Origin of the sequence: Paenibacillus sp. MZ03-122A (assembly GCF_024213325.1) — a bacterium.
Classification (GTDB): Bacteria; Bacillota; Bacilli; order Paenibacillales; family Paenibacillaceae; genus Paenibacillus; species Paenibacillus polymyxa_B.
In genome coordinates this window covers 1-22,552 of the sequence record NZ_JANAVI010000027.1, presented here as the reverse complement: position 1 = coordinate 22,552, position 22,552 = coordinate 1, and the positions used below count along the sequence as shown (strand labels likewise).

Sequence of the window (22,552 nt, the reverse complement as noted above, 5' to 3'; positions counted from 1 at the left end):
TTTCTCATCTAAACTGAATTTAGGCAAAAAACTGCACCTCCATTGTTAGTCGTGTCTAACAAATGGGGTGCAGTTCAGTTGCTCCCATGGCTGCTTTTTTGGGCTTTATTAACGCTTGGAACTGCTGCGAACAGGACGCTTGCCATGGCTGCGAGTATGACAGCAAGGTTCTCCAGGATCCTTTATACTCACCGGAAATACGTGATGAGGCACAGGTACAATGTGCGTCTGATTTACAATTTCAATCGGATGAACCACAGGCACGACTTGTGGGAAAAATTGATGATTTACAAATTGGATCGGTGGGCACACGATCGGGTCGTAAGGGCAATGACTCATAATGTGCAACTCCTTTCGGTGAATTAGTACAGCATATTAAGAAGGCAGGTGCTGTGCTTGGATGTTTACCCCCTAATACAAATATCCCTTATAAAATAGGCTTCCGTTCAACAATGACCGAACGATCAAGCAGTTCACCCAACAAACGGCACAGTTTGTGAAGACCTGTTTTAAGTGCTTCCTTGTCCGCATACGAAAAAGAAATACGGATATGATTACTGTTCATACCACCTGCATAGCATACTGCCCCAGGTAAAAAGGAAACGCCTTCTCGGTCAGCCAGCCGCTCCAATTCTGGAATATCAACATTAGGAGGAAGCTTAATCCACACATTTAAGCCGCCTTCGGGAGCATACCAGCTGACCTCTGGCGGAGCATAGCGCTGGAGCGTGTGCAATGCGACTGTCAACCGATCCCGCATTTGTTCCCGCAACCAAACAAGGTGCTGATCAAGTCGGTTCTTGATAAAGGGCAGTAGCGCTTTTTGCGTTAATAGAGGGCTCCCCAAATCCGTAGTAGACTTGGCAGCCACTAAACGATCCATTACACTGCCCGTGGCCGCTACACAAGCTATACGGCAGCCGGGAGCAACGGTTTTGCTAAAGCTTTTGATATATATCACATGTCCGGACTGATCATGCGCCTTGATAGAGAGTGGCGGCTTTGTTTTATAATAAAGGTCGGAAAATGGATCATCTTCAACAATGAGACAATGATAACTTTGAGCTAGATCCAGTAATTGTGTGCGTCTGGCCATCGTTAAAGTTACTCCGGTAGGATTATGAAAAGTGGGTATCGTGTAGATCAGTTTTGGGGGATGAGTGTCGCAAAGACGTGTGAGGATATCGATCCGCATGCCCTGCTCATCCATCGGAATCATAATTACTTTGGCACCACGACTGGTAAACACATCAATGGCCCCGGTATATGTAGGAGCCTCCATGTAGACAACATCTCCAGAACCAACAAAAGTACGTGCCACCAAGTCAATCCCCTGTTGGGCACCACTGGTTACGAGTAGCTGTTCTGCCACTGTGCATATACTGCGTTCGTTCAAGTGATCTACAAACACTTCCCTCAGCGCTAAATCACCTTCAAAAGTCCCATATGCTGCCATTGCATCGGGATTTCCAGAGGATAGACGTTGAGTATCAGCAATGATTTCGCGTGTAGGAAGAAGCTCCGGTTGAATTGCTGCTATATGAAAAGAATAGGGAACCTGTCTGCTATGGTTAAAGTTTCTCCATAGCTGTGCGCGCGGCAAATAATCGATCAGCGACATTTGCCATGACAAATCCTGCGCTCCCTCACCTTGAACAGCTACCGAAGGCTCCGCTACATAGCAACCTTTTCCCTGTGTACAGGTTACCAAATTAATAGACTCCAGCTCAGCATACGCCTTGCTTACAGTTACGGGACTTACCGCAAGTAGGCTGGACAGATGACGGACAGACGGAAGCTTTGTGCCCTGAGGCAGCAATCCAGACTGGATGCGATCTGCTAATGTTTTGGCAATCTGTAAATATAATTTGACACTGCTATTGCGGCTGAGATCAATATGCATCGGAACTGTCCCCCCAAAAAATCAACTGTTACATTTAGACGTTTACTGTTATACTTCATTATCGATATAATACAACAAATTTCATAGTACAGTATAGAACACAGGAGATGATTGGATTGGAACACAAATTTTCGGGTATGGCTCGTACTCAGGGCTCGTCCATGGTAAGGGACATTTTAAAGCTGACACAGGGAACAGATGTGTTATCTCTGGCAGGCGGCCTTCCTGCCGATGCCTTTTTCCCCATCGAAGCTGTTGCTAAAGCCTATGAGCGGGTATTTCGCCTCGGCGGTACTACCGCTCTTCAATACGGCCTAACCGAGGGCTACATTCCTCTACGGGAACGTCTTGCAGCAATCATGTCATCCCAAGGCATCTCCGTCACCAGAGATAATATCATTATGACGACGGGCTCACAGCAGACCATTGATCTGGTTTCGCGTGTGTTGCTCGATCCGCAGGATACTGTATTGGTGGAGTCCCCTACTTATTTGGCCGCTCTTCAGGTATTTAATTCCTATGGTGCCAACATTGTAAGTGTAGATACAGACTCTAACGGTATGCAATTAGATGATCTTGAAGCCAAGATCAAAAAACATCAGCCTAAATTCGTGTATGTCATTCCCACCTTCTCCAACCCGGCAGGAAGTGTTTGGAGTATGGAACGCAGAACAGGCGTTGTTGAACTATGCCGTAAATACGGCACTTTGATTTTTGAAGATGATCCTTACGGACGTCTTAAATTTGACGAAAACCTTAACTTTCCATCCCTTTTCTCAATTGATCAACAGTTAGGTGGAGACAGTCATGTAATGTACACTTCTACATTCTCTAAAACTGTCGCTCCAGGTGTTCGCTCTGGATGGTTGGTGACCGATCAAGCTATCGTCGTTAAAGTCGCGAATGCCAAACAATCTGCCGATCTGCACTCCAGCAGTATTGATCAACGTGCTTTGAATGAGTTACTGGACTTTTTTGACTTGGACGGACATATTCGTACCGTGTCCGCCGAGTACCACACTCGTATGCTACGTCTCACATCGCTGATGAAAGAACGCCAATGGGAAGGAATCACATGGAATGATGCACTTGGCGGTATGTTTATGTGGGTTACCCTCCCTGAGGGCTTCCGTTCTGACCGGTTGCTGCAACTCGCAATTCAGGAAGGAGTCGCATTTGTGCCTGGACAAGTCTTCTATGCTGACCTGAGCGGCAGCAACCATATGCGAATCAACTTCACGCATACCGATCCTTCCCTGCTTCCAAAAGCAGTTGACCGATTGGATCGAGCACTGAAGATGTACACAGAGGAAAGTGTGGTAAAAAGCGTACGCTGATGGAGTTGGCAGAACACGTACGTGAGGCCCGCTTCACGTTGTTTTTACGATCGCTGTTATCCCTGATCCGTTTGGATTTTGAATAGTGGTGGAATCTGGGACAAAAGCCGCACGCCTCGCTTCTATAGACTCAAATGCGTTGCTACGCTGACTACGTGCCTCTTCCTCGCACGTTTTTACGATAGAGGGAGTAAAAATTAAAATGAAAGCCTCCAGTAATTATGCTTGGGGGCTTCATTCTAAAAATTAAAATGCACTATTTCTGCGCAAATACGGTATGTTAAAAAGGGTGTGTCATGATTCCCACAGGAATATGACACACCCTTTTTAATTCAATAAATACATTTGGATTAACAGCTTTCATGCAAACAGGTCATTTACAAAAGTTAAATTCATACATTTTAAGGTGTTGCAGTGGGGAAAGTTTTCCGTAAGCCGGGTTCTGTGCTATTCGTGGTACAGACGGGAACTACCCTCCCACTACAAGCGACAATCATCTATCTAGGCCGAACATTGCTATCCAGCTCCAGCGACCAACCTAGACACGCCTCGGGCTAAGGCTGCTTCGCGAAGAAGCTGTGTCCCATTAGGTCTTGCTCCAGATGGGGTTTACCAGGAACGAAGTCACCAGCGTTCCTCGGGGTCTCTTACACCTCGGTTCCATCCTTGCCTGTGCCGCAAGCGGCCATCGGCGGTCCATTTCTGTGGCACTATCCTTCAACTCGCGCTGACTGGACGTTATCCAGCATCCTGCCCTATGGAGCCCGGACTTTCCTCTCGCGGCTTACGCCGCCAGCGATTGTCTGTCAAACTTTCCGAACAACATTACATAGTATACAGGGAACGCGCGCACGTTACAACCCTGAAAATATTGTAAAAAGTAGAAAGCACCTTTATTTTCTCATAGACGTTGAGGTTTTACAAAAATTGAAAAGGTTCGGTTTCCACCTGAGATACATGTACTTCCGTTGAGTATCGACCTTCTGCCAAGCGTTTACGCATCCACTCTGCAGTTTTAGGCTTCATAATCTTTTCAGCGTTATGTCCAGGGTCAATAATAGCAATCCCCGCCATAAGGGCATCCTGAGCCGTGTGATAGTCAATATCCCCCGTCACTAATACATCAGCCCCCTTAAAAAGCGACTTGTTCACATAACGGCTGCCGGAGCCCCCAAGCACGGCTGCCTTTTTGATCGTACGATCTAAGTCGCCCACCACACGTACATGCTCGACGTTGAGACCGTTTTTCACAACATCGACAAACTCGCGTAACGTGCAGGCTTCCTTAAGCTTGCCGACCCGACCCAAACCAAAGCTACGGCCTTGCAAATCCATATGGTACAGGTCATAAGCCACCTCTTCATAAGGATGAGCCTTCAGCATCGCTTGAACAACTTTATTGCGTACACCCTGCGGTACAATGGTCTCAATACGAACCTCTTCACTACGTTCCATTTTACCCGGCTCACCCAAAAACGGCTGTGTGCCTTCACCCGGCACAAAAGTTCCGTAGCCATCAATGTTAAAGCTGCAATGGCTGTAGTTGCCAATATGTCCAGCTCCCGCTCCCAGTACGGCATCCAGTACCCGTTGATGATGTGTTTTGGGTACGAAAACGACAAGCTTGAACAATTGCTCGGTGTGAACATCCTCCAGCGTACCTTCACTTTGAATACCCAGTGCTTCCGCCATCCAGTCATTCATGCCGTCCTCAGCCGTATCCAGATTCGTATGACTGATGTAGACAGCAATATCATTCTTGATCAGCTTTTCATACAATCTGCCCGCAGGCTGATCCGTGTTCAAAGCTTTAAGTGGGCGGAATATAATCGCATGATGCGCAATAATGAGGTCAGCTTTTATGCGGATTGCCTCTTCGACAACCTCATCATTAACATCCAGGGCTACTAATATGCTTTTGATTTCCTTTTGCAGACTACCCAGCTGAAGCCCGATTCTATCGTCTGGAACTGCCAAGTATTTTGGAGCCAGCTGCTCCATGTAGCTAATTACTGTCTGTCCTTTGGCAAACATGCAAGTACCTCCTCTAGCTGTTCAATTTGCTTGCGCAATTGTTCCCGCTTATGCTGTGCGGATTCCTGATCTGACCGTGCCACTTGTGCCAGCACATCCTGAAGCTTGCGAATCTCCAATTTCCATTTATAAAAAAAGATTTCATTCGGTGCTTTAACCAATAGCGGCCCGAGTTGCATTAACAAATCCTGTGTCAGTACCAGCGAACTATCGGGAAGTTTCCATGGTTGATACAGCTCATCCTGTTTCAGTGGGCTTACCGAATCAGGTACTGCCGTCAGAATCTCATATATTTTTCCGTCTTCTTCCATAATATGTTCACTTGTTAGTACCCATTGATGTTCAATGAGCCATCGGCGTAAAATATCCTCGCCTACGTTAGGCTGTAGAACAAGTTGTTTTACGGAAACAAGCTTGTCTTTCCCTTGCTCTAGAATGGAAGCGATCAAGGCACCACCCATGCCGGCTATTGTAATAACATCAACTTCATTGGCCTTAATTACAGCCAAGCCGTCTCCCTTTCTAACCGCAATGCGATCAGTAAGACCTGCTTCGGCCACCTGCTTTTGAGCCGCACGCAACGGCCCATCGTTGACTTCACCCGCCACGGCTTGCGGTACTCTGCCACTACGCACTGCAGCCACAGGGAGTAGTCCATGATCCGAGCCAATATCCGCAAGTCTGCTCCCGGCAGGAATTTGTTCCATAATATATTGTAATCGTTGAGAAAGTTTCATGACGTCACCCACGTAATCCATTTTTTTCGAGTCCAAAATAAAATCCCTACAACAAATGCCAACTTCAGTATGCTGTAAAACACCACATCTCCCGCTGCTTGATGGCGCAGGATAATCATGTCTGCTTCAGCCATGAATGCTAGTGTCATGCCTAAAGCGAAATAAACCAAAGCGAGACGCGGAAAGCGGCGATGTACCCACCAGCTTAACCAGATCAACAATACTGCGTGCAAAATCCAAAATGCCTCAAGCATCACTAAAGTTGCTGTAGGCCAGTAGCGGCCTATAAGGACCGCGTACACTAAAAGCAGCCCAGCAAGACCACAGTAATGAAGTAAGCTGATCCGCAAAGTTAATCCCACAAGACACCATACTACACCGCATAGGCCTACGAGAAAAAGAAACCAAACCTTAGCTTCACCTTGATGGAGCTGAATGATCCACACACCCGAACCCAGCATAATCGCACTGCCTAAAGTGCTCAACATCGCACTCATACTCTTTTCGGAAGACCGCCAAAATGCGGCCACTCCATAGCAAATCGTAGTAACTGCACTTGCCGAGAATATTTGCATTGCCAACGGAAAAGCGGTAAAATAAAAACCGATCAAACAAATGCAGGAAATAATGACAAAACCAAGAAGCCAGGCGATCCCATGCCCGTGTCTAAGATATGTAAGCAGCCCGGTGTTGTTACGGTTCTGGCTCTGCGACGGCTCTTCGTCCTCCCGATACAGGTTAGACAAAAAATCGCAATATTGCTCAGGGAGCAGCCGACTTCGCCGCCAATGCTCAATTTCATGTAACAGTATTGCCCGTTTTTTCTCCTGGTCCAAGCTTCTTCCCCTCCACCAAGGCTGCCATGAGATAAAAAAAGACCCCCTGCGCGCTTCAAGCCGCAGAAGGTCCGCAATGTTACGCTTCTATTCGAGGAAATCCTTCAGTCGCTTACTGCGGCTTGGATGGCGCAACTTACGCAGCGCTTTGGCCTCAATCTGACGAATACGTTCACGTGTAACACCGAACACTTTACCCACTTCTTCAAGAGTTCTGGTTCTTCCGTCGTCCAAACCAAAGCGGAGACGCAAAACATTCTCTTCCCGTTCGGTCAACGTATCCAGTACATCCTCAAGCTGTTCCTTCAGAAGTTCATAGGCAGCCGCATCTGCAGGCGCCAATGCTTCCTGATCCTCAATGAAATCCCCCAGATGTGAGTCATCCTCTTCACCAATTGGTGTTTCCAATGAAACCGGTTCTTGGGCAATTTTCATAATCTCCCGTACTTTTTCCACGCTCAGCTCCATCTCGGCAGCCACTTCTTCCGGCGTAGGTTCGCGCCCCAGCTCTTGCAAAAGTTGACGCGATACGCGAATCAGCTTGTTGATCGTTTCCACCATATGCACCGGAATACGGATCGTTCTCGCCTGATCGGCTATTGCGCGCGTAATGGCCTGACGAATCCACCAGGTTGCATACGTACTGAATTTAAAGCCTTTTTCGTAATCAAATTTTTCTACTGCTTTAATCAAACCCATATTACCTTCCTGAATCAGATCCAGGAAAAGCATTCCGCGACCAACATAACGTTTGGCAATACTTACAACCAGACGCAAGTTCGCTTCTGCCAACCGACGCTTAGCTTCTTCATCGCCGTTATTGATCCGTTTGGCAAGCTCCACCTCATCATCAGCAGAAAGCAACGGTACACGACCGATTTCCTTCAAGTACATCCGGACCGGGTCATTAATTTTAATACCGGGAGGCAGGCTCAGATCGTCATCGAAATTAAAATCATCCCCATCATTGTTTTCCGGGTCGTCATTTTGACGCAATCTGGTAACTTCTTCGTCGTTGTCATTCACAACCTCAATCCCCAAGTCACCCAGCTGCTCATAAAACTCATCCATTTGCTCGGGGTCCTGATCAAACGGCGACAGTTTTTCCATGATATCTTTGTAGTTCAGAGAGGAACTTTTTTTACCCAACTCAATCAGTTGATCTTTAACCTGATCCAGTGTTAGTTCCGTCTCCAGTTCAGTATGCTGATCATTCGCCATCTTTCGACTCCCTCCTCCCTAGAAACATCCGACCTCTGTGTGTTCATTGTCTCTCTAGGGCTATAATCTCACTTGCAATTTGTGCTGCGCGCAAAAAGTCACCTAAGCGCTCAGCGGCTCTCATTTCTTCCCTTTTCAAATCCAGTTGCTCCTGCAATGGAAATTTTCGCACTTGATGAATATAATCATCCAAAATGTGCGGTGCCCATACGCCTGGAGCATCCATCATCATGATCGAACTTACGTTCTTCTCCAGTCGGTCGTCTTGCAAAGATGAAATAAAACGGCTTGTATCCGGTAACTTCCCTTGCGCGTAATAGGCATATAGATAAGCAGCAATTGCTGCATGATCCTCAATATTAAAGGCGTCGCCCAGATGCTTTTCTACATACTCTGCAGCTTCCAAATCCTGCATCATCCAGTGAAGCAGCCTGCGTTCAGCCACATGGTAAGCTGGCAACAGATTAGGTGTGGAGACCTGCCCTTTTTTATGCCTACCATTATTCCACCCATTTTCGTTATTATCCCCAAAGTTCTGTTTTTTTTGCAGGGATTGACGGAGTAAATTGCATTCTTGCTTCAAGGTTTCAAAATCCACCTTGACTTCGGATGATACTTCGCGCAGATACACTTCCCGCTCGGTCGGGGATGACAGAGGTGCAATGACATTTAATGCTTCGCGGGAATACGCGATTCTTCCTTCTTCCTCTTGCAGTATATGGTTTTTTTTCAGATATATAAGCTTAAATTTCACCGTTGAAACAGCACTTTCGATAATTTGGCGCTGGAATCGTTCGCCGCCGTATTGCCGGATAAAATCATCCGGGTCCATACCGTCACTGACCAGCGCTACTTTCACGTGAAGCCCCGCATTTTCCAACAGCGGAAAATTTTTAAGCGCAGCAGCTTGTCCTGCCCGGTCACCATCATAACAAATAATAACCTCGTCGCACAGTCCTTTTAACATCGTAGCATGGTGCTCCGTTAGAGCAGTGCCCATGGCGGCCACCCCATTTTGTACGCCAGCTTCCCACGCTGAGATAACATCACCATAGCCTTCAAAAAGAACACTTTGGCGTAGCTTGCGAATTGAGGTTTTAGCATGATGGAGATTGTACAGCGTTCGGCTCTTGTTGAATAGCTTGGTCTCCGGTGAATTCAAATACTTCGGCTGTCCCTCACCAAGTATACGGCCTGCAAAGGCAATAACTTTTCCGTTGCGATTCCGAATGGGAAACATGATACGATCTCTAAATCGATCCACATATCCATCACCCTCGTGCCGGGGAGAAATGAGCCCTCCCTTTTCCATCTCCACGGGATCAAAAGAACGCTTCTCCAGAAACTGAACGATCGTATCCCATCGGTTGGGTGCATAGCCAATTTGAAATTGATCAATGATCTTGTCACTGAATCCCCGTGAGCGCAAGTATTCCATGGCTGGTTTGCCGTGCTCCGTATTTTTAAGCAAAAAATGGTACATCTTAGAAGTTAACTCATACGCTTGCAACAGCCTGTCCAACTCAGGATGCTGATGCGATGAATCACGTCCCTGCCATTCGCCGAGCGGGATATGACTTTCTTCTGCCATTGTCCTGACAGCTTCGGGAAAGGATAGTCCTTCGATTTCCATCATAAATTTGATGGCATTGCCTCCCGCGCCGCAGCCGTAGCAGTAAAAAATCTGACGATCCGGTGTCACGGTGAATGAAGGGGTTTTTTCGGAATGAAAAGGACAGAGGCCTTTCATATATTTCCCCTGCTTGGTCAAATGCACGTACTTGCTTACCGTATCTACAATATCATGATGTTGTAAAACCGACTCAATGATATCGTCCGGTATGTTGCCTTGTCCGGCACTCATATTAACCACCTTCATCTCTTTAGCACGTAAATATAATTCGATACCGTTACTCATTCTCCTGCAAGCGAAGTAAAAGTTTTGTCAGTTTATGTTGAAAAACTTCACGATCCTCTAATGTAAACGGTTTAGGACCTTTTCCATAACGTCCTTTTTTCCGTTCTTTGGCAGAAGTATGGCGTCGGTCAAGCATGAAATCTATCGAATCGTTTCGATACATAGCTCCGCGAAAAGACATCACTTCACAACCTTTTGCCAAGGCAAGTGCAGCAAGACCATAATCATTGGTGGTTACAATATCTCCGCGGCGGATATGATTGGCAATATAGAGATCGGCACTTTGGTCGCTTCGGTCTACTTTAACGACGCTTACGCCTTTGCTGCCCTGAATGAGATGATCATATGAAGATACCATAATAACCTCAATATGAAAACGGGAAGCTATCTCCGCAATTTCACTTTTAACAGGACAAGCGTCCCCGTCAACAACGATCCGCACATCCAGTAAAGTTCCGGTTCCCTCCATGAGCATCCCCCATCTCCATCCGCATTCGAGTAAAATACGGAACGGCTGCAAGATTACTCTTACACCGTTCCGTATATTTATACCCATTTTTTCAAGTTGTTCATACTACCACAACTGACGTTTAAACTACAAGCTTGGAAAAATCGGCAAAACGCTTCAGTTCTGAGTCAATAGCAGCCAGCAATGCCAAACGATTATTACGAACAGCATCATCCTCAGCCATAACCATAACGGAATCAAAGAATGCCGTCACCGCAGGGGTAATAGATGAAGCAAGCGCTAACGCTCGTGTCGCATCACCTTCCTGTAAAGCTACGCTATAAGATTCATAAGCGCTATACCATGCTTCGTAAAGCGTTTTTTCTCCTTGCTCCGTAAACTCACTCGTATTAACTGACTTATGAACTGCTTTAGCAGCCAAATTACCTACACGATTAAAGGACTCAACTGTTGCTTTGAATACCTCACCTGTTTGTACGGCAGTCATTAATGCAGTTCCGCGGTTAACAACGGAAGCAACGTCGTCATATCCAGCTGCAAGCACAGCATCCACAACGTCATATCGAAGGGTCTCAGACAATAGTTTCTTGACGCGTAATCCGAAAAACTCATGTAATTCTTTACGTATTTCATCCGCGGAACGTTTCATATTTCCAAGGTTGCCGTGCACATCGAGCGCGATATTGAACACATCAGACAACGTAGCCGAAAGCTTACGATCCAACAAGATCTGCACAATACCTGCTGCCTGGCGACGAAGCGCGTAAGGATCCTGTGAACCTGTTGGAATAATACCGATGGAGAAGCAGCCTGTAATGGTATCTATCTTGTCTGCGATACTTACAATCGCTCCAGCATTCGTTGAAGGAACCGTTTCTCCTGCATAACGCGGTTGGTAATGCTCAAACACCGCTCTCGCCACTTCTTCCTTCTCTCCAGCCTTACGAGCATAATCCTCACCCATCACACCTTGCAGTTCAGGGAACTCATATACCATTTGTGTTACCAGGTCAAATTTACAAATATCCGCTGCTCGACTAACCGATTCCTGTGTATCTGGGGAAACGCGAAGCTTCTCTGCCAGAGCATCAGCAATACGGCGAATCCGGCGCACTTTGTCTCCAACCGTTCCCAGCTCTTCGTGGAAAACGATACTTTCCAGTTTGGAAAGTGCATCTTTAATTTCCAGCTTCTGATCTTCTTCATAAAAGAATTTGGCATCAGACAGCCGCGCACGCAATACTTTTTCATTCCCTTTAGCAATGACTTCCAGCGATTGACTTCCTCCGTTACGTACCGTAACAAAGTATGGCAGTAGCTCTCCTGTGCGATCCAGCACTGGGAAATAGCGTTGATGTTCACGCATGGAAGTAATGAGTACATCCTTCGGAATGTTCAGGAACGCAGGATCAAAACCTCCGAACAGTACTGTTGGGGTTTCCACCAAATACAGCACTTCTTCCAGCAAATCATCCTTGACCGCAATCGTCCAATCTTTTTCGGCTGCTAACGCTTCAATCTGCTTTACAATAAGCGTTTGACGTTCCTCAATGTCCACAATGACATGCTGCTTGCGAAGTACTTCAACATAGTCAGCTGGACTTTCTACAACGGCATCCTGTCCCAGGAAACGATGCCCTCTTGTCACATTTCCTGACTGTACGCCGGCAATCTCCAAATTAACAATATCGTTACCAAACAAGGCAATCAACCAGCGGATCGGACGAACAAATTTAAAGTCATAACTTGCCCAGCGCATGAATTTAGGGAATGTCATCGCATGTAAAATGTGCAATAAACCTTCGGACAGCACTTCCGCTGTTGGTACACCTATGCTGCTCTTAGTTGCGTAAATATATTCCACGCCTCCAAGCTCCTTGAACGTGAACTGTTCAGGATCAACACCTTGGCTACGAGCAAAGCCTAGTGCAGCCTTACTCCAGTTACCAGCTTCGTCGAGTGCGATTTTGCGGGAAGGACCTTTAACTTCTTCGTTAATATCTTCTTGCTTCTCCGCTACTTCCTTGACAAGTACCGCCAAACGGCGAGGTGTAGCATAAGCCTCTACAGCACCATAAGCAATACGCGAGCTGTCAAGCCACGCCGTCATACGCTGCTTCAACTGCTGAATCGCATTCGGGATAAAACGTGCAGGGACTTCTTCCAGCCCGATCTCAAACAATAAATCCTTAGACATTTGCCGCACCTCCTTTCTTCACCAGCGGGAAGCCCAGCTTCTCGCGCTCCTCCAGATAGGTCGCAGCCACCTGACGCGCCAAATTACGCACTCGTATAATAAACCCAGTCCGTTCCGTCACACTGATCGCTCCGCGAGCGTCCAGCAAGTTGAACGCATGAGAACATTTCAGCACATAATCATAGGCTGGAAATACAAGATGCTGCGCCATCGCTTTATTTGCCTCTTCTTCGTACATATTGAAAAGAGTAAAGAGCATTTTGACGTCAGATACTTCGAACGTATACTTGGAATGCTCAAATTCAGGCTGGTGGAAGACATCACCGTACGTGATTCCATTGACCCACTCCAAATCGAACACATTCTCCTTGTCCTGGATGTAGGAAGCAAGACGCTCCATACCATACGTGATTTCTACCGCAACCGGACTGGCATCAATACCGCCCACTTGCTGGAAATAGGTGAATTGAGTAATTTCCATACCGTCCAGCCATACTTCCCAACCTAAGCCCCACGCTCCCAACGTCGGTGCTTCCCAGTTGTCTTCAACGAAACGAATATCATGCTCTAGAGGGTCAATGCCCAAACGGCTCAAACTTTCCAAATACAATTCCTGAATGTTATCCGGTGAAGGCTTCAAAACTACTTGGAACTGATGATGCTGATACAGGCGATTCGGGTTCTCACCATAACGTCCGTCTGACGGACGACGAGAAGGCTCAACATAAGCTACATTCCACGGCTCAGGTCCGATCGAACGTAAATACGTCATTGGGTTCATCGTGCCTGCCCCTTTTTCCGTGTCATACGGCTGTACAATAATACAGTTGTGTTCAGCCCAAAATTGTTGCAGCGTTAAAATCATCTGCTGAAAATTCATTGGTACACGCTCCCTTTCCACTTCCTCAAATGTTGGTGATTTCTTCTCATTAAGTTCGTATGTACAGGGCTATTTTATCCCAAAAGCCTTGCTAGAGACAGCAAAAAGCCCCCGCCTCTACGCCTGTACAGACGTAGGGACGAGAGCTGACTCCCGCGGTTCCACCCTACTTGATTGCGATCCTACATCACCAATCAGATCGTAATCCTCTTTTCCGTGTCCATTCAGACGCTCCCGAGTGCCTTGTTCACGAAGAATTCCCGCTGGGCTTACACCGTCCCCAACTCGCTAATTACAGAGAATACATCCCGCTACTTTCTCGTTCAATGCATCTGCTCCCGAAGGAGATATATAGTAGGATATTACACGTTTTCAGCAATACAGTCAAGAGAATAGGGCGTTTCACATATCGTACTTGTCGAGCTGATCCAAGAAATTGCGGGATTTCAGCTTGACCTCCAACTGCATATCCATGAACTGACGCATGACATGTTTGATCTCCAGCTTGGTGGAGTCCTTCACGTCAATGTTGCCGAGCCGATTCAAATCCATTCTGGCGAACAAGCGCAGCAACTTCAATGTACGTGGAGTCACGCTCAATGCCGCTGGATCAAAATGCTTGTAGCTCCGACACAAAACTCCGCCCAGCCTCGGACTGACAAACATATCTTCATCAGCACATTGTTGACCACTTGAAATACATGCATCAAGCTGAGGAGCATATCCGGCCGCCTGCAATATTTTAAATTCATAAATACTCATGACGATCAGCGGATCTTTGCCACTCTCCAGCGCCTCCAAACATGCTTTTAGCTGCTTAAACCAGAACGCACCTGTTTCCTCATCCTGTAACACCCGATCGAGTAATTCACAAGCATAAGAAGCGTAAGCAGCCTTAGTAATATCCTCGCGCAATGTATGGTGGGATTGGATGATTTCACCGGCATTCAACGTGCCTAAGCCTGTGTTTCGAAAAAAAACAAATTCACCGTACGTAAACGGCTGCGTTAAAGCAGCGTGACGGCTTTTGGACTTTTTTGCACCTCTGACCAGCACGCCTGCTTTGCCTCCGCTTTCGGTGCAAAGCGTAATAATTTTGTTCCCCTCACCGTAATCCATGCTGCGGATGACGATTCCTTCCACCCTGTAAAGCATGCCTCTTCCCCCAAACATTCGCGAAGAAGCCAGTGGCTTGTACTATTCACGGGCTTCTTCATGCTCGTCCGACTCTCCCTCATCCGTGTCTTGCTCCCTTGTCACGGCGCTCTCCCGATATAACAGATACGCACCGACATCTCCAGTCATCGCAAAATACTTCCACGAAAAATCTCGCAATTGTATTCATCCTTTCTTCGGAAATGACGTTTGCATCTCAAAAATAGGATGATGCGAGGAGGGGAGAAGTATGCGATGAAATAAATGGATTGCGTTAAAAAAGGCTGCTGTATGTAGATTGGAATGCCGCTTCGCAAATGATTTGATCTTACGATCGCTGTTACCCCCGAATTTATTTGAATGTACAAACATACAAGGGTTAAATTCGGGGGTAAAGGCGAACGCTATCGCTTCTTCAGATTCAAATCCTTCGCTCCGCTACAACGTGCATACAGATAACTTTTTTTAAAACGTTCGTTATTTCATCACTGGACGAAAAGGGTGAAGATAGCAAGAGTTAAGCGCCGCATATGCGCGGCGCTTTGAATGACCAGAAGACTGTTACTTATCTCAGTCATAGAGATCGGACGGCTTTTTTATGATGCTTACAACAACTATACATATTTATTTAATATCAATTTTTTAGCCTCAATAAACCCTTGAACTAAAGTAACGTAGAATCGAATTCTGTTTTTAAGCGTCGCGATGGAAGCCGAGGTCACGAAGGACGCGGTCCTGGTTGCGCCAGTCTTTTTTTACCTTAACCCAAAGTTCCAGGAAAATCTTGGAACCTAGCAGGTTTTGGATATCCTGGCGGGCCTGTTTACCCACCTCTTTGAGCATGGCTCCCTGTTTGCCGATAATGATCCCCTTCTGGGAGTCACGCTCTACAAAAATAACAGCCATAATATGCACTACACCATTATCCTGCACTTTCATGTCTTCAATCATAACGGCAATAGAATGGGGTACTTCCTCACGTGTCATATGCAGAATTTTTTCCCGTACCAACTCGGCAATAACAAACTGTTCAGGATGGTCGGTAATTTGATCATCCGGATAATATTGCGGACCTTCTGGCAAGTATTTTTGCACCTGCTCCAGCAGGGTGTTTACATTGTTGCCCATTTTGGCCGAGATCGGTACGATTTCAGCAAAGTCGTACAACTTGCGATACTGCTCAATCAGGGGTAACAACGCTTCCGGCTCAATGCGATCAATTTTATTCAGCACCAAGATAACTGGCGTTTTTACTTGTTTAAGCTGTTCCGCAATAAAACGGTCGCCACCACCTAGACCTTCAGCAGCGTCAATAAGAAAAAGCACCGCTTCCACTTCACCTAACGTATTAAAGGCAGTCTGATTCATGTAATCGCCTAATTTTGACTGGCGCTTATGAATCCCGGGTGTATCCAAAAATACAATTTGCGTGTCCTCTGTAGTAAATACGCCGTGAATTTTGTTACGTGTAGTTTGTGGCTTGTCTGACATTATGGCGATCTTCTGCCCAATGACGTGGTTCATCAGAGTTGATTTTCCGACATTGGGTCTGCCAACAATTGCGACAAAGCCTGATTTAAAGTGTTTCTTAGCCATTTCATTTCCTCCAGCGCGATTAAGCACCTATTTTATTTTGGTTTTTCCATTAAAACAGCGAACTAATTAACGTCAACATAGGCCTATAAAACACAAATATACCAATAATTACAGCAAAAACCGCTGCCAGGAGCACGGCTCCGGCGGCGGTGTCTTTAGCCGCTTTGGCCAGCGGATGAATATCAGGTGAGATGAGATCCACCGCTGCTTCAACAGCGGTGTTGAACAGTTCGGCTACAATGACTATAGCGATAGCCACGCAGACGAATAACCAGTCGAGCCGGGAGATGTGCAGAGTTAAGCCTGCTACAATGACAAGGAACGCCACGGCCACATGTATCCGCATATTGACTTGCGTACGCAGAGCATACATCACGCCTTCTGCAGCATAGCGAAAGGTCATTCTCCAAGGCTGACGTCTCATTACCTTGTCAACCCCGCTTGAGCCAGTACAGCTTCCTGTTTGCCCATCATTTCAGCTTCACTCACATCATCCTGATGATCATAGCCTAACAGATGCAGAAAGCCGTGAACAAACAAAAAACCGATTTCACGCTCAATGGAATGTCCGTATTCTTCGCTCTGAGCTTGCGCTGTCTGTACAGAGATTATAATATCCCCCAGAACATCCGGTACATCATTCAATGAATTTTCTTCATTCGGTTCGTAAATAATTTCAAGCTCTTCATCCAGTGTCTCCTTCATAGCAAAAGACAACACATCGGTGGGACGATCAATTCCCCGATAGTCCCTGTTCAACTCATGAATTTGCTCATCATTAACGAAGGTAAGGGCGACCTCACCGTCTGTGACTCCCTCCACTCTGCCTGCCTCCTCTAATAAGGTGTTCAGCAGCGTAATTAAAGATTCGTTAATTACCATATCGTTTTGTTCATTATTCCAAGCTAATTGAAGGCCCATGCCAACCGCTCCTCTTAATTCTAGTGCTCTACCCGTGCTTCATGCACAAGTTATATTAAGCTTTTCCGTTTTCAGACTTGGGCCTTTCCTCTGGATACTCAATACGGGAATGGAAAATCCCCATTACTGTTTCCTTGAGGGTTTGAGCCACGATATCAAGCTCCCGCATGGTCAGCTCGCAGTCGTTAAATTGGTGATCATCAAGACGGCTCTTAATAATTTTCTCAATCATGGATTCAACCTGTTCCACCGTCGGCTTCCGTAAGGAACGAACTGCTGCCTCCACACTATCAGCAATTCCCACCACAGCAGACTCTTTAGACTGAGCCTTCGGTCCCGGATAACGGAAATCATCCTCCGTGAAGTCAGGCTCCACCCCCCGCTCTTCAGCCTCACGCAACGCCTTGTGATAAAAATAGTGTAAGAATGTCGTTCCGTGGTGCTGCTCGGCAATATCGCGAATTGGCTTGGGTAGCTTGTAATCCAATTGCATTTCCACGCCGTCACGAGCATGGGCGATAATGATGGATTTGCTAAGCTTGGGCTCTATTGAATCATGTGGATTTTCCAACCCATTTTGATTTTCAATGAAGTACGAAGGCCTCTTGGTTTTACCAATATCATGATAATACGAACCAACCCGGCACAACAAGCCGTTTGCTCCTATAGCCTCCGCTGCGGCCTCTGACAGATTACCCACCATTACACTATGATGATACGTTCCAGGTGTTTCCGTAAGCAGCTTACGGAGCAATGGATGGTTGGGATTCGACAGCTCAACAAGCTTCAGTGCCGACAAGATACCAAAAGTAGACTCAAAAAATGGCATTAGCCCAATAACAAGTATTGCTGTTATCAGACCGCCTGCAAAAGCAAAAGCTACCCCATAGAGCGTCGTCGTTTGAGTCCAATTTCCTTGGTCAATCAGTGCCAAAGAAAAAACAGACAGGGCACCGAACAGGCATACCATAATCGCCCCTTTGAACAGTGTTGAACGCTGGCTGGCTCGATGGGTAGAGAAAATCGCTGCCAGACAGACCACAATAGCAAAAAACCCAAAATTAAAGTCAAAAATTTGTCCCTGACGGACATTCAAAATAACACTTGCCAATATACTGAATATAACGGCACATACGAAAGCCAACGACATATCAAGCAACAGCGTTACGAGCATAGCTCCAAGCGCGATAGGCGCCAGATAGCCGAGATAGGAACGTTCACTGTTCTGCAGTATGGAAATTAACATCATTGCTCCCACTGTAATCACAAAGATTAATACTAGCATGAGCAACTGCGCATTATTATACTTGAAGTTTCGTGTTCGTGATTGAAATTGACGAATATACATAAACAGACCCAATGCCAGCATCATAGACAACATCAGCAGCCCAAATTGTGGCCAATAATTGATTTTATCCTTGAGCAATTCATTTTCATCAAGCAGTGTATAGATTTCCTGGGTAATAATCTCACCCTTCTTGACGAGTACTTCACCCTGTTTAATGTAAACTGTCGGTGTATCTTCACGAGCCTGTACCTTGGCGTCCTTCGTAGCTGTATCATCATAAAACTTGTTGGCGGTAATCACAAGCCTTGCAAGTTCCTGAACAACCTCCCGTGAAGTACGCTTAGTAAGCGAGCTTGTACTAACCCGCTCAGCTACTTTCGCTCGGGCTGTCTGAGCATCCGTAATTTGATCATTCATCAACCCTGTCACAATCTCACGGGCAACAGGCCGCATTTCAGCAATATCCTCAGATGTAAGGCGCGGAATTTTAATGAATGTCTCCTCTGGAATTCGGTACGTTTGCTCTTTCGTTTTTTCCAGCACTTCATCCAGCAGCTTATCTGGGTAGGCATCCGCATTACGGCTGTTATTCACAAAATTTTGCACAAATTCCCGTGCACGTTGCGGAATCTCATCCTTATAAATCGAAATCTTATCTGCTCTGGAAACCTGATCATCCTGATTGAGCCGTTCAATTCGATCCAAAATACCAGTAATCAGGTTATCGTTGCGAACGGGCACAATGGTATACATGGGCTGCACACGTTCAGCTGATTCCTCTTGAGCCTTCAAAGTCGCCTTACTGTTAGGAAGCTGCATCGGGGCGACAATTTCCTTTTCACTCGGTTGATTTACCCGAATATCATAACGCTCGGGAAGCAGCTTGGACGCAAAGCCTACATAAAAAAGAACCACCAAAAATAAAAACAGAAGATAGCGTGTCGCCACGCTATACTTCCATCCATTCATTCTATGCTGGAACGTTTTCCCTTTAGATAATTCCTTCGAGGTCATCTAAAACAATCCCTCTCCATCATCTTTTTCAAGGCAGCTACACTGCTCATTTTATACTTTTTCTGATCGTACACACCATACTTGTACTTGAATGGCTATCCTTGATTCTCGGCAACACGGTCATAAGCAACAATGATTTTTTGAACGAGGGAATGACGGACAACATCCTCTTCTGCAAACTGGACAAAGCCTATTTCCTCAATCCCTTGTAAAATCGCATTCGCTTCAATCAGACCGGATTTTTTGCCACGAGGCAAATCAATTTGCGTGACATCGCCGGTAATGACCATTTTGGAGCCGAAGCCAAGTCGAGTCAAAAACATTTTCATTTGCTCGGGTGTGGTGTTTTGCGCTTCGTCCAAAATAATAAATGAATCATCCAGCGTACGTCCCCGCATATAAGCCAAAGGAGCAATTTCTATTAACCCGCGCTCCAGTGCCTTTGCAGTCTGCTCTGGGCCCATCACGTCGTATAGTGCATCATACAATGGGCGTAAATACGGATCAACCTTTTCCTGTAAATCCCCTGGTAAAAAACCTAAATTTTCACCTGCTTCCACCGCAGGACGAGTCAGTACAATGCGCTTAACTGAACCTTCCTTCAGAGCAGCTACGGCCAGCACTACAGCCAGATAGGTTTTACCAGTACCTGCCGGGCCAATTCCAAATACAATATCGCGTTTCTTAATCGTGGTTACATAGTGCTTTTGTCCAATCGTTTTGACGCGAATCGGTTTACCCCGAAACGTCGTCGTAATTTCACCCTTGAACAAATCGAGCAGCTGATCAGCGCGCAAATCTTTGGCCAATTCAATCGCATAATGGACATCCCTTTCGGTCAGTATATACCCATTGCGAATTAACTGGAGTAATACATCGAACAATTGTTCGAGCACTTCCACCTCGTGTGCATTACCAAAAACATTAACTTCTGCCTCACGAGATGCTATTTTTGCTGGAATAGCGGCTTCGATTAATTTTAAAAAGGAATCCTGCGGGCCAAATAACGCCTGTCCTTCTCCCGCATTGTTCAATGCAATTTGTATGCTGCGTTGTTGTTCTGCCAAATAGCCTCATTCTCCTTGGTTATGAACTAACGGAAGTTCTTCCGCAATATCCTGCTCCACTTCAAAAAGCACTTTCATATAAACTTTACCATTCTCTCTCTTCTCATGCAAAATTTTTTGGCTCATTATTTTCGTTCCTTTGCCGTATTTAGCTAAAATATCAGCTCGCGCGCCTTCTATTCCTGACATTTTCGCTTCTGCTTCCGTAAGCTTCTGCTCTTGTATCTTTGTCTCCCTCACACTTTCGGTCATCCAACCCATTGGAAGTTTGTAGGAACGCCAGGTTAGCGGATCATGTTCAACTGTTGTTTTATGTGTAGAATAAGGTATTTTCCCATATCCCCACAATTGTATCGCACGGTTGCCTAACACCAGATACAAGCGGTCGTGACTTGTACCTGTATACGTGCTGCTGCGTTGCACCGTGGGACTGCTAATTTCGTATTCATGCCATACAAGACCCTTAACCTCTCCTTTGGCTACGACCTGCTGCTGATTCTCCTCATCTCCAAGCGTTCCCGAGATGAGAATGGCTCCTTTTTTGACACGCGTATTTTTATGCACGACAGGACGACCCTGCTCGGCAAAAATTTCAGTGACTACCGCGTCTGCCTTACTGATGATATGACGTGGGCTGTAGAGCGGCGCAGGGGTAGGCTGTGAAGCTTCAACAACCTGAATCGTCACCAAAGTACCCTGTTTTTCCACACCGATCCAGGATGCCTCTGGAAGCTTCTGCATGAGCGCACGGGAAAGCTTGTCTTGACTGGAAAGCCGAAAGCTCCATTGAAACGGATACAGCCCCTCCTGTCGGGCGGCTTTGAGAACGGATTCCGTCGAGAGCTTATCATTCCCCTTCACTTCAATGTCCCAGATAAGCGAAGACATCAGCAGGAGACCTACCCAGAACAAAGCCAATCCAGCCAGAAAAAATTTACGTTTGGCAAGTCGTATAACAGTAAAGGGAAGCCCTTGCCGCTTCAGAACATGCATTTTACAGCCTGTCCTTCTCAAAAGCGGGCGTAGGAGGAAGACGTGCGGCAGCAGAAGGTTCATTTCTGCATGTCTAGTACTCATCGGCCGCACGTTCCAAACAGGTATATGTTGATCGGTGAGTAAATTAACGAAATCTTCCACACTTTCGCCCTTGACAGCAAGGGTAACCGTGCCATGCAGCTTTGCTAAAGCAGGATGTTTCACGAGCCTTCCTCCGTTCCTTCCATTTGGATATCCGTTATATGTCCCTCCACACTTACCTGCTCTGGCAGAATAGACGTAATGACTAGATCATGGCCGGACACCCTCAGCCTGCCTTGCGCAAGTGCAAGTACGAGCTGATCCGGCGTGAAATCCACCACGCCCCGGTGATTCTCCACATAAAGCTGGCGGCTGCCGATGAGGGTTAACCGCGGCAAGTCAAATAGAATGTCCTGCGGAAGCTCCAGCGTCTCGCTGGCCCACTTTCGCAGTTTGCGGCTCATCCTGCTCATACGGCGAAATCTCCTTTCCCGTCATCAAAACATCTGTTATCCAATGGCTCATAGTTGTTTTGATGACAGCACGCTGCTATTTTTTCATCTTCTGTTATTGCCATTCGGACCCATAGATGTTTCATGGCAGCTACGCTGCTGGCTTTTCATCGTATATTCTTATTATCAGTGAACACCATTACAGCAGCGCCACAGATATCTGTTCTGTACATTTTATGATCCAGTCCCCGCATTTATGAGGCTAAACTTACAATTCGTAGCTGCTACTATATTGCAGAGGCAAAAGATGGGTTCTTTCAAAATTCACACCAAAAAAGCCAACCTCGTTTTCATATCGAAAGGAACTGACCCCATAACGTGAGACAAATCAAAACACCTTCAAGAGAATCAAGCCATGTCGTAAGATATGGAGATAGGAACTGACCCCATAACGTGAGACAAATCAAAACACCTTCAAGAGAATCAAGCCATGTCGTAAGATATGGAGAT

Annotated in this window: 20 protein-coding genes and 1 other RNA gene; 1 reads left to right on the top strand and 20 read right to left on the bottom strand. The window is 46.3% G+C overall.

The window, feature by feature from the left end:
• Positions 1-108: 108 nt before the first annotated feature.
• Together NLX74_RS25240 and pdxR are read right to left on the bottom strand one after the other, a co-directional pair.
• Complete coding sequence (locus tag NLX74_RS25240; RefSeq protein ID WP_071558470.1) at positions 109-339, bottom strand: hypothetical protein; 231 nt, start codon at positions 337-339, stop codon at positions 109-111.
• Positions 340-427: 88 nt separating this feature from the next.
• Positions 428-1,903: a MocR-like pyridoxine biosynthesis transcription factor PdxR gene (gene pdxR, locus NLX74_RS25235; protein WP_235309360.1), complete on the bottom strand. Its 1,476-nt coding sequence runs from the start codon at positions 1,901-1,903 to the stop codon at positions 428-430.
• 116 nt (positions 1,904-2,019) lie between these two features.
• Between pdxR and NLX74_RS25230 the strand changes: the two genes are divergently transcribed.
• Complete coding sequence (locus NLX74_RS25230) at positions 2,020-3,240, top strand: aminotransferase-like domain-containing protein (RefSeq protein ID WP_254330899.1); 1,221 nt, start codon at positions 2,020-2,022, stop codon at positions 3,238-3,240.
• Between the two features lie 416 nt (positions 3,241-3,656).
• Here NLX74_RS25230 and rnpB read toward each other — a convergent pair.
• The 18 genes from rnpB to yqfC form a co-directional block, all read right to left on the bottom strand.
• An RNA gene (gene rnpB / locus NLX74_RS25225) (RNase P RNA component class A) lies at positions 3,657-4,055 on the bottom strand.
• A gap of 103 nt (positions 4,056-4,158) precedes the next feature.
• Positions 4,159-5,274 (bottom strand): Nif3-like dinuclear metal center hexameric protein, encoded by a 1,116-nt coding sequence (locus tag NLX74_RS25220; protein ID WP_254330898.1) that lies wholly within the window; start codon positions 5,272-5,274, stop codon positions 4,159-4,161.
• The gene (locus NLX74_RS25215; RefSeq protein WP_190297602.1) at positions 5,250-6,011 is read right to left on the bottom strand and encodes a tRNA (adenine(22)-N(1))-methyltransferase; all 762 of its coding nucleotides are present in this window, start codon (positions 6,009-6,011) and stop codon (positions 5,250-5,252) included. Before NLX74_RS25215 ends, NLX74_RS25220 begins: the two co-directional genes overlap by 25 nt.
• A complete protein-coding gene (locus NLX74_RS25210; protein ID WP_254330897.1) occupies positions 6,008-6,847 on the bottom strand; it encodes a hypothetical protein in 840 nt (279 codons plus the stop codon). The genes NLX74_RS25215 and NLX74_RS25210 overlap by 4 nt, the downstream gene beginning before the upstream one ends.
• 87 nt (positions 6,848-6,934) lie before the next feature.
• Positions 6,935-8,068, bottom strand: coding sequence for an RNA polymerase sigma factor RpoD (gene rpoD, locus NLX74_RS25205; protein ID WP_007431230.1), 1,134 nt, complete (start codon positions 8,066-8,068; stop codon positions 6,935-6,937).
• Positions 8,069-8,111: 43 nt separating this feature from the next.
• Positions 8,112-9,986, bottom strand: coding sequence for a DNA primase (gene dnaG, locus NLX74_RS25200; protein ID WP_254330896.1), 1,875 nt, complete (start codon positions 9,984-9,986; stop codon positions 8,112-8,114).
• Positions 9,979-10,455: a YaiI/YqxD family protein gene (locus tag NLX74_RS25195; protein ID WP_025722119.1), complete on the bottom strand. Its 477-nt coding sequence runs from the start codon at positions 10,453-10,455 to the stop codon at positions 9,979-9,981. Before NLX74_RS25195 ends, dnaG begins: the two co-directional genes overlap by 8 nt.
• A 121-nt stretch (positions 10,456-10,576) precedes the next feature.
• Positions 10,577-12,652 carry a glycine--tRNA ligase subunit beta gene (glyS, locus tag NLX74_RS25190; protein WP_254330895.1) on the bottom strand — a complete coding sequence of 692 codons (2,076 nt, stop codon included), beginning with the start codon at positions 12,650-12,652 and terminating at the stop codon, positions 10,577-10,579.
• Positions 12,645-13,532, bottom strand: coding sequence for a glycine--tRNA ligase subunit alpha (gene glyQ, locus NLX74_RS25185; protein ID WP_254330894.1), 888 nt, complete (start codon positions 13,530-13,532; stop codon positions 12,645-12,647). The genes glyS and glyQ overlap by 8 nt, the downstream gene beginning before the upstream one ends.
• Positions 13,533-13,934: 402 nt before the next feature.
• Positions 13,935-14,687, bottom strand: a complete 753-nt coding sequence (recO, locus tag NLX74_RS25180; protein WP_013311133.1) for a DNA repair protein RecO — start codon at positions 14,685-14,687, stop codon at positions 13,935-13,937.
• 42 nt (positions 14,688-14,729) lie between these two features.
• Positions 14,730-14,867: a YqzL family protein gene (locus tag NLX74_RS25175; RefSeq protein ID WP_013372137.1), complete on the bottom strand. Its 138-nt coding sequence runs from the start codon at positions 14,865-14,867 to the stop codon at positions 14,730-14,732.
• Between the two features lie 513 nt (positions 14,868-15,380).
• Entirely contained in the window at positions 15,381-16,283 is a 903-nt protein-coding gene (gene era / locus NLX74_RS25170; protein WP_039272276.1) for a GTPase Era, read from the bottom strand.
• A gap of 49 nt (positions 16,284-16,332) precedes the next feature.
• Positions 16,333-16,707: a diacylglycerol kinase family protein gene (locus tag NLX74_RS25165; protein WP_039272277.1), complete on the bottom strand. Its 375-nt coding sequence runs from the start codon at positions 16,705-16,707 to the stop codon at positions 16,333-16,335.
• The gene (gene ybeY / locus NLX74_RS25160; RefSeq protein WP_025722123.1) at positions 16,707-17,204 is read right to left on the bottom strand and encodes an rRNA maturation RNase YbeY; all 498 of its coding nucleotides are present in this window, start codon (positions 17,202-17,204) and stop codon (positions 16,707-16,709) included. Before ybeY ends, NLX74_RS25165 begins: the two co-directional genes overlap by 1 nt.
• 55 nt (positions 17,205-17,259) lie before the next feature.
• Positions 17,260-19,506 (bottom strand): HD family phosphohydrolase, encoded by a 2,247-nt coding sequence (locus NLX74_RS25155; RefSeq protein ID WP_039272278.1) that lies wholly within the window; start codon positions 19,504-19,506, stop codon positions 17,260-17,262.
• A 95-nt stretch (positions 19,507-19,601) separates the two neighbouring features.
• The gene (locus NLX74_RS25150; protein WP_029517794.1) at positions 19,602-20,573 is read right to left on the bottom strand and encodes a PhoH family protein; all 972 of its coding nucleotides are present in this window, start codon (positions 20,571-20,573) and stop codon (positions 19,602-19,604) included.
• A gap of 6 nt (positions 20,574-20,579) precedes the next feature.
• The gene (yqfD, locus tag NLX74_RS25145) at positions 20,580-21,773 is read right to left on the bottom strand and encodes a sporulation protein YqfD (RefSeq protein ID WP_254330893.1); all 1,194 of its coding nucleotides are present in this window, start codon (positions 21,771-21,773) and stop codon (positions 20,580-20,582) included.
• Positions 21,770-22,063 (bottom strand): sporulation protein YqfC, encoded by a 294-nt coding sequence (yqfC, locus tag NLX74_RS25140; RefSeq protein ID WP_029517796.1) that lies wholly within the window; start codon positions 22,061-22,063, stop codon positions 21,770-21,772. Before yqfC ends, yqfD begins: the two co-directional genes overlap by 4 nt.
• Between the last annotated feature and the right edge of the window lie 489 nt (positions 22,064-22,552).

Excerpts from the sequence above, each read along its gene's own strand:
- NLX74_RS25240 (WP_071558470.1), bottom strand. The coding sequence starts at position 339 with ATGAGTCATTGCCCTTACGACCCGATCGTGTGCCCACCGATCCAATTT.
- pdxR (WP_235309360.1), bottom strand. The coding sequence starts at position 1,903 with ATGCATATTGATCTCAGCCGCAATAGCAGTGTCAAATTATATTTACAG.
- NLX74_RS25220 (WP_254330898.1), bottom strand. The coding sequence starts at position 5,274 with ATGTTTGCCAAAGGACAGACAGTAATTAGCTACATGGAGCAGCTGGCT.
- NLX74_RS25215 (WP_190297602.1), bottom strand. The coding sequence starts at position 6,011 with ATGAAACTTTCTCAACGATTACAATATATTATGGAACAAATTCCTGCC.
- rpoD (WP_007431230.1), bottom strand. The coding sequence starts at position 8,068 with ATGGCGAATGATCAGCATACTGAACTGGAGACGGAACTAACACTGGAT.
- dnaG (WP_254330896.1), bottom strand. The coding sequence starts at position 9,986 with ATGAGTAACGGTATCGAATTATATTTACGTGCTAAAGAGATGAAGGTG.
- NLX74_RS25195 (WP_025722119.1), bottom strand. The coding sequence starts at position 10,455 with ATGGAGGGAACCGGAACTTTACTGGATGTGCGGATCGTTGTTGACGGG.
- glyS (WP_254330895.1), bottom strand. The coding sequence starts at position 12,652 with ATGTCTAAGGATTTATTGTTTGAGATCGGGCTGGAAGAAGTCCCTGCA.
- glyQ (WP_254330894.1), bottom strand. The coding sequence starts at position 13,532 with ATGAATTTTCAGCAGATGATTTTAACGCTGCAACAATTTTGGGCTGAA.
- recO (WP_013311133.1), bottom strand. The coding sequence starts at position 14,687 with ATGCTTTACAGGGTGGAAGGAATCGTCATCCGCAGCATGGATTACGGT.
- era (WP_039272276.1), bottom strand. The coding sequence starts at position 16,283 with ATGGCTAAGAAACACTTTAAATCAGGCTTTGTCGCAATTGTTGGCAGA.
- NLX74_RS25165 (WP_039272277.1), bottom strand. The coding sequence starts at position 16,707 with ATGAGACGTCAGCCTTGGAGAATGACCTTTCGCTATGCTGCAGAAGGC.
- ybeY (WP_025722123.1), bottom strand. The coding sequence starts at position 17,204 with ATGGGCCTTCAATTAGCTTGGAATAATGAACAAAACGATATGGTAATT.
- NLX74_RS25155 (WP_039272278.1), bottom strand. The coding sequence starts at position 19,506 with ATGACCTCGAAGGAATTATCTAAAGGGAAAACGTTCCAGCATAGAATG.
- yqfC (WP_029517796.1), bottom strand. The coding sequence starts at position 22,063 with ATGAGCAGGATGAGCCGCAAACTGCGAAAGTGGGCCAGCGAGACGCTG.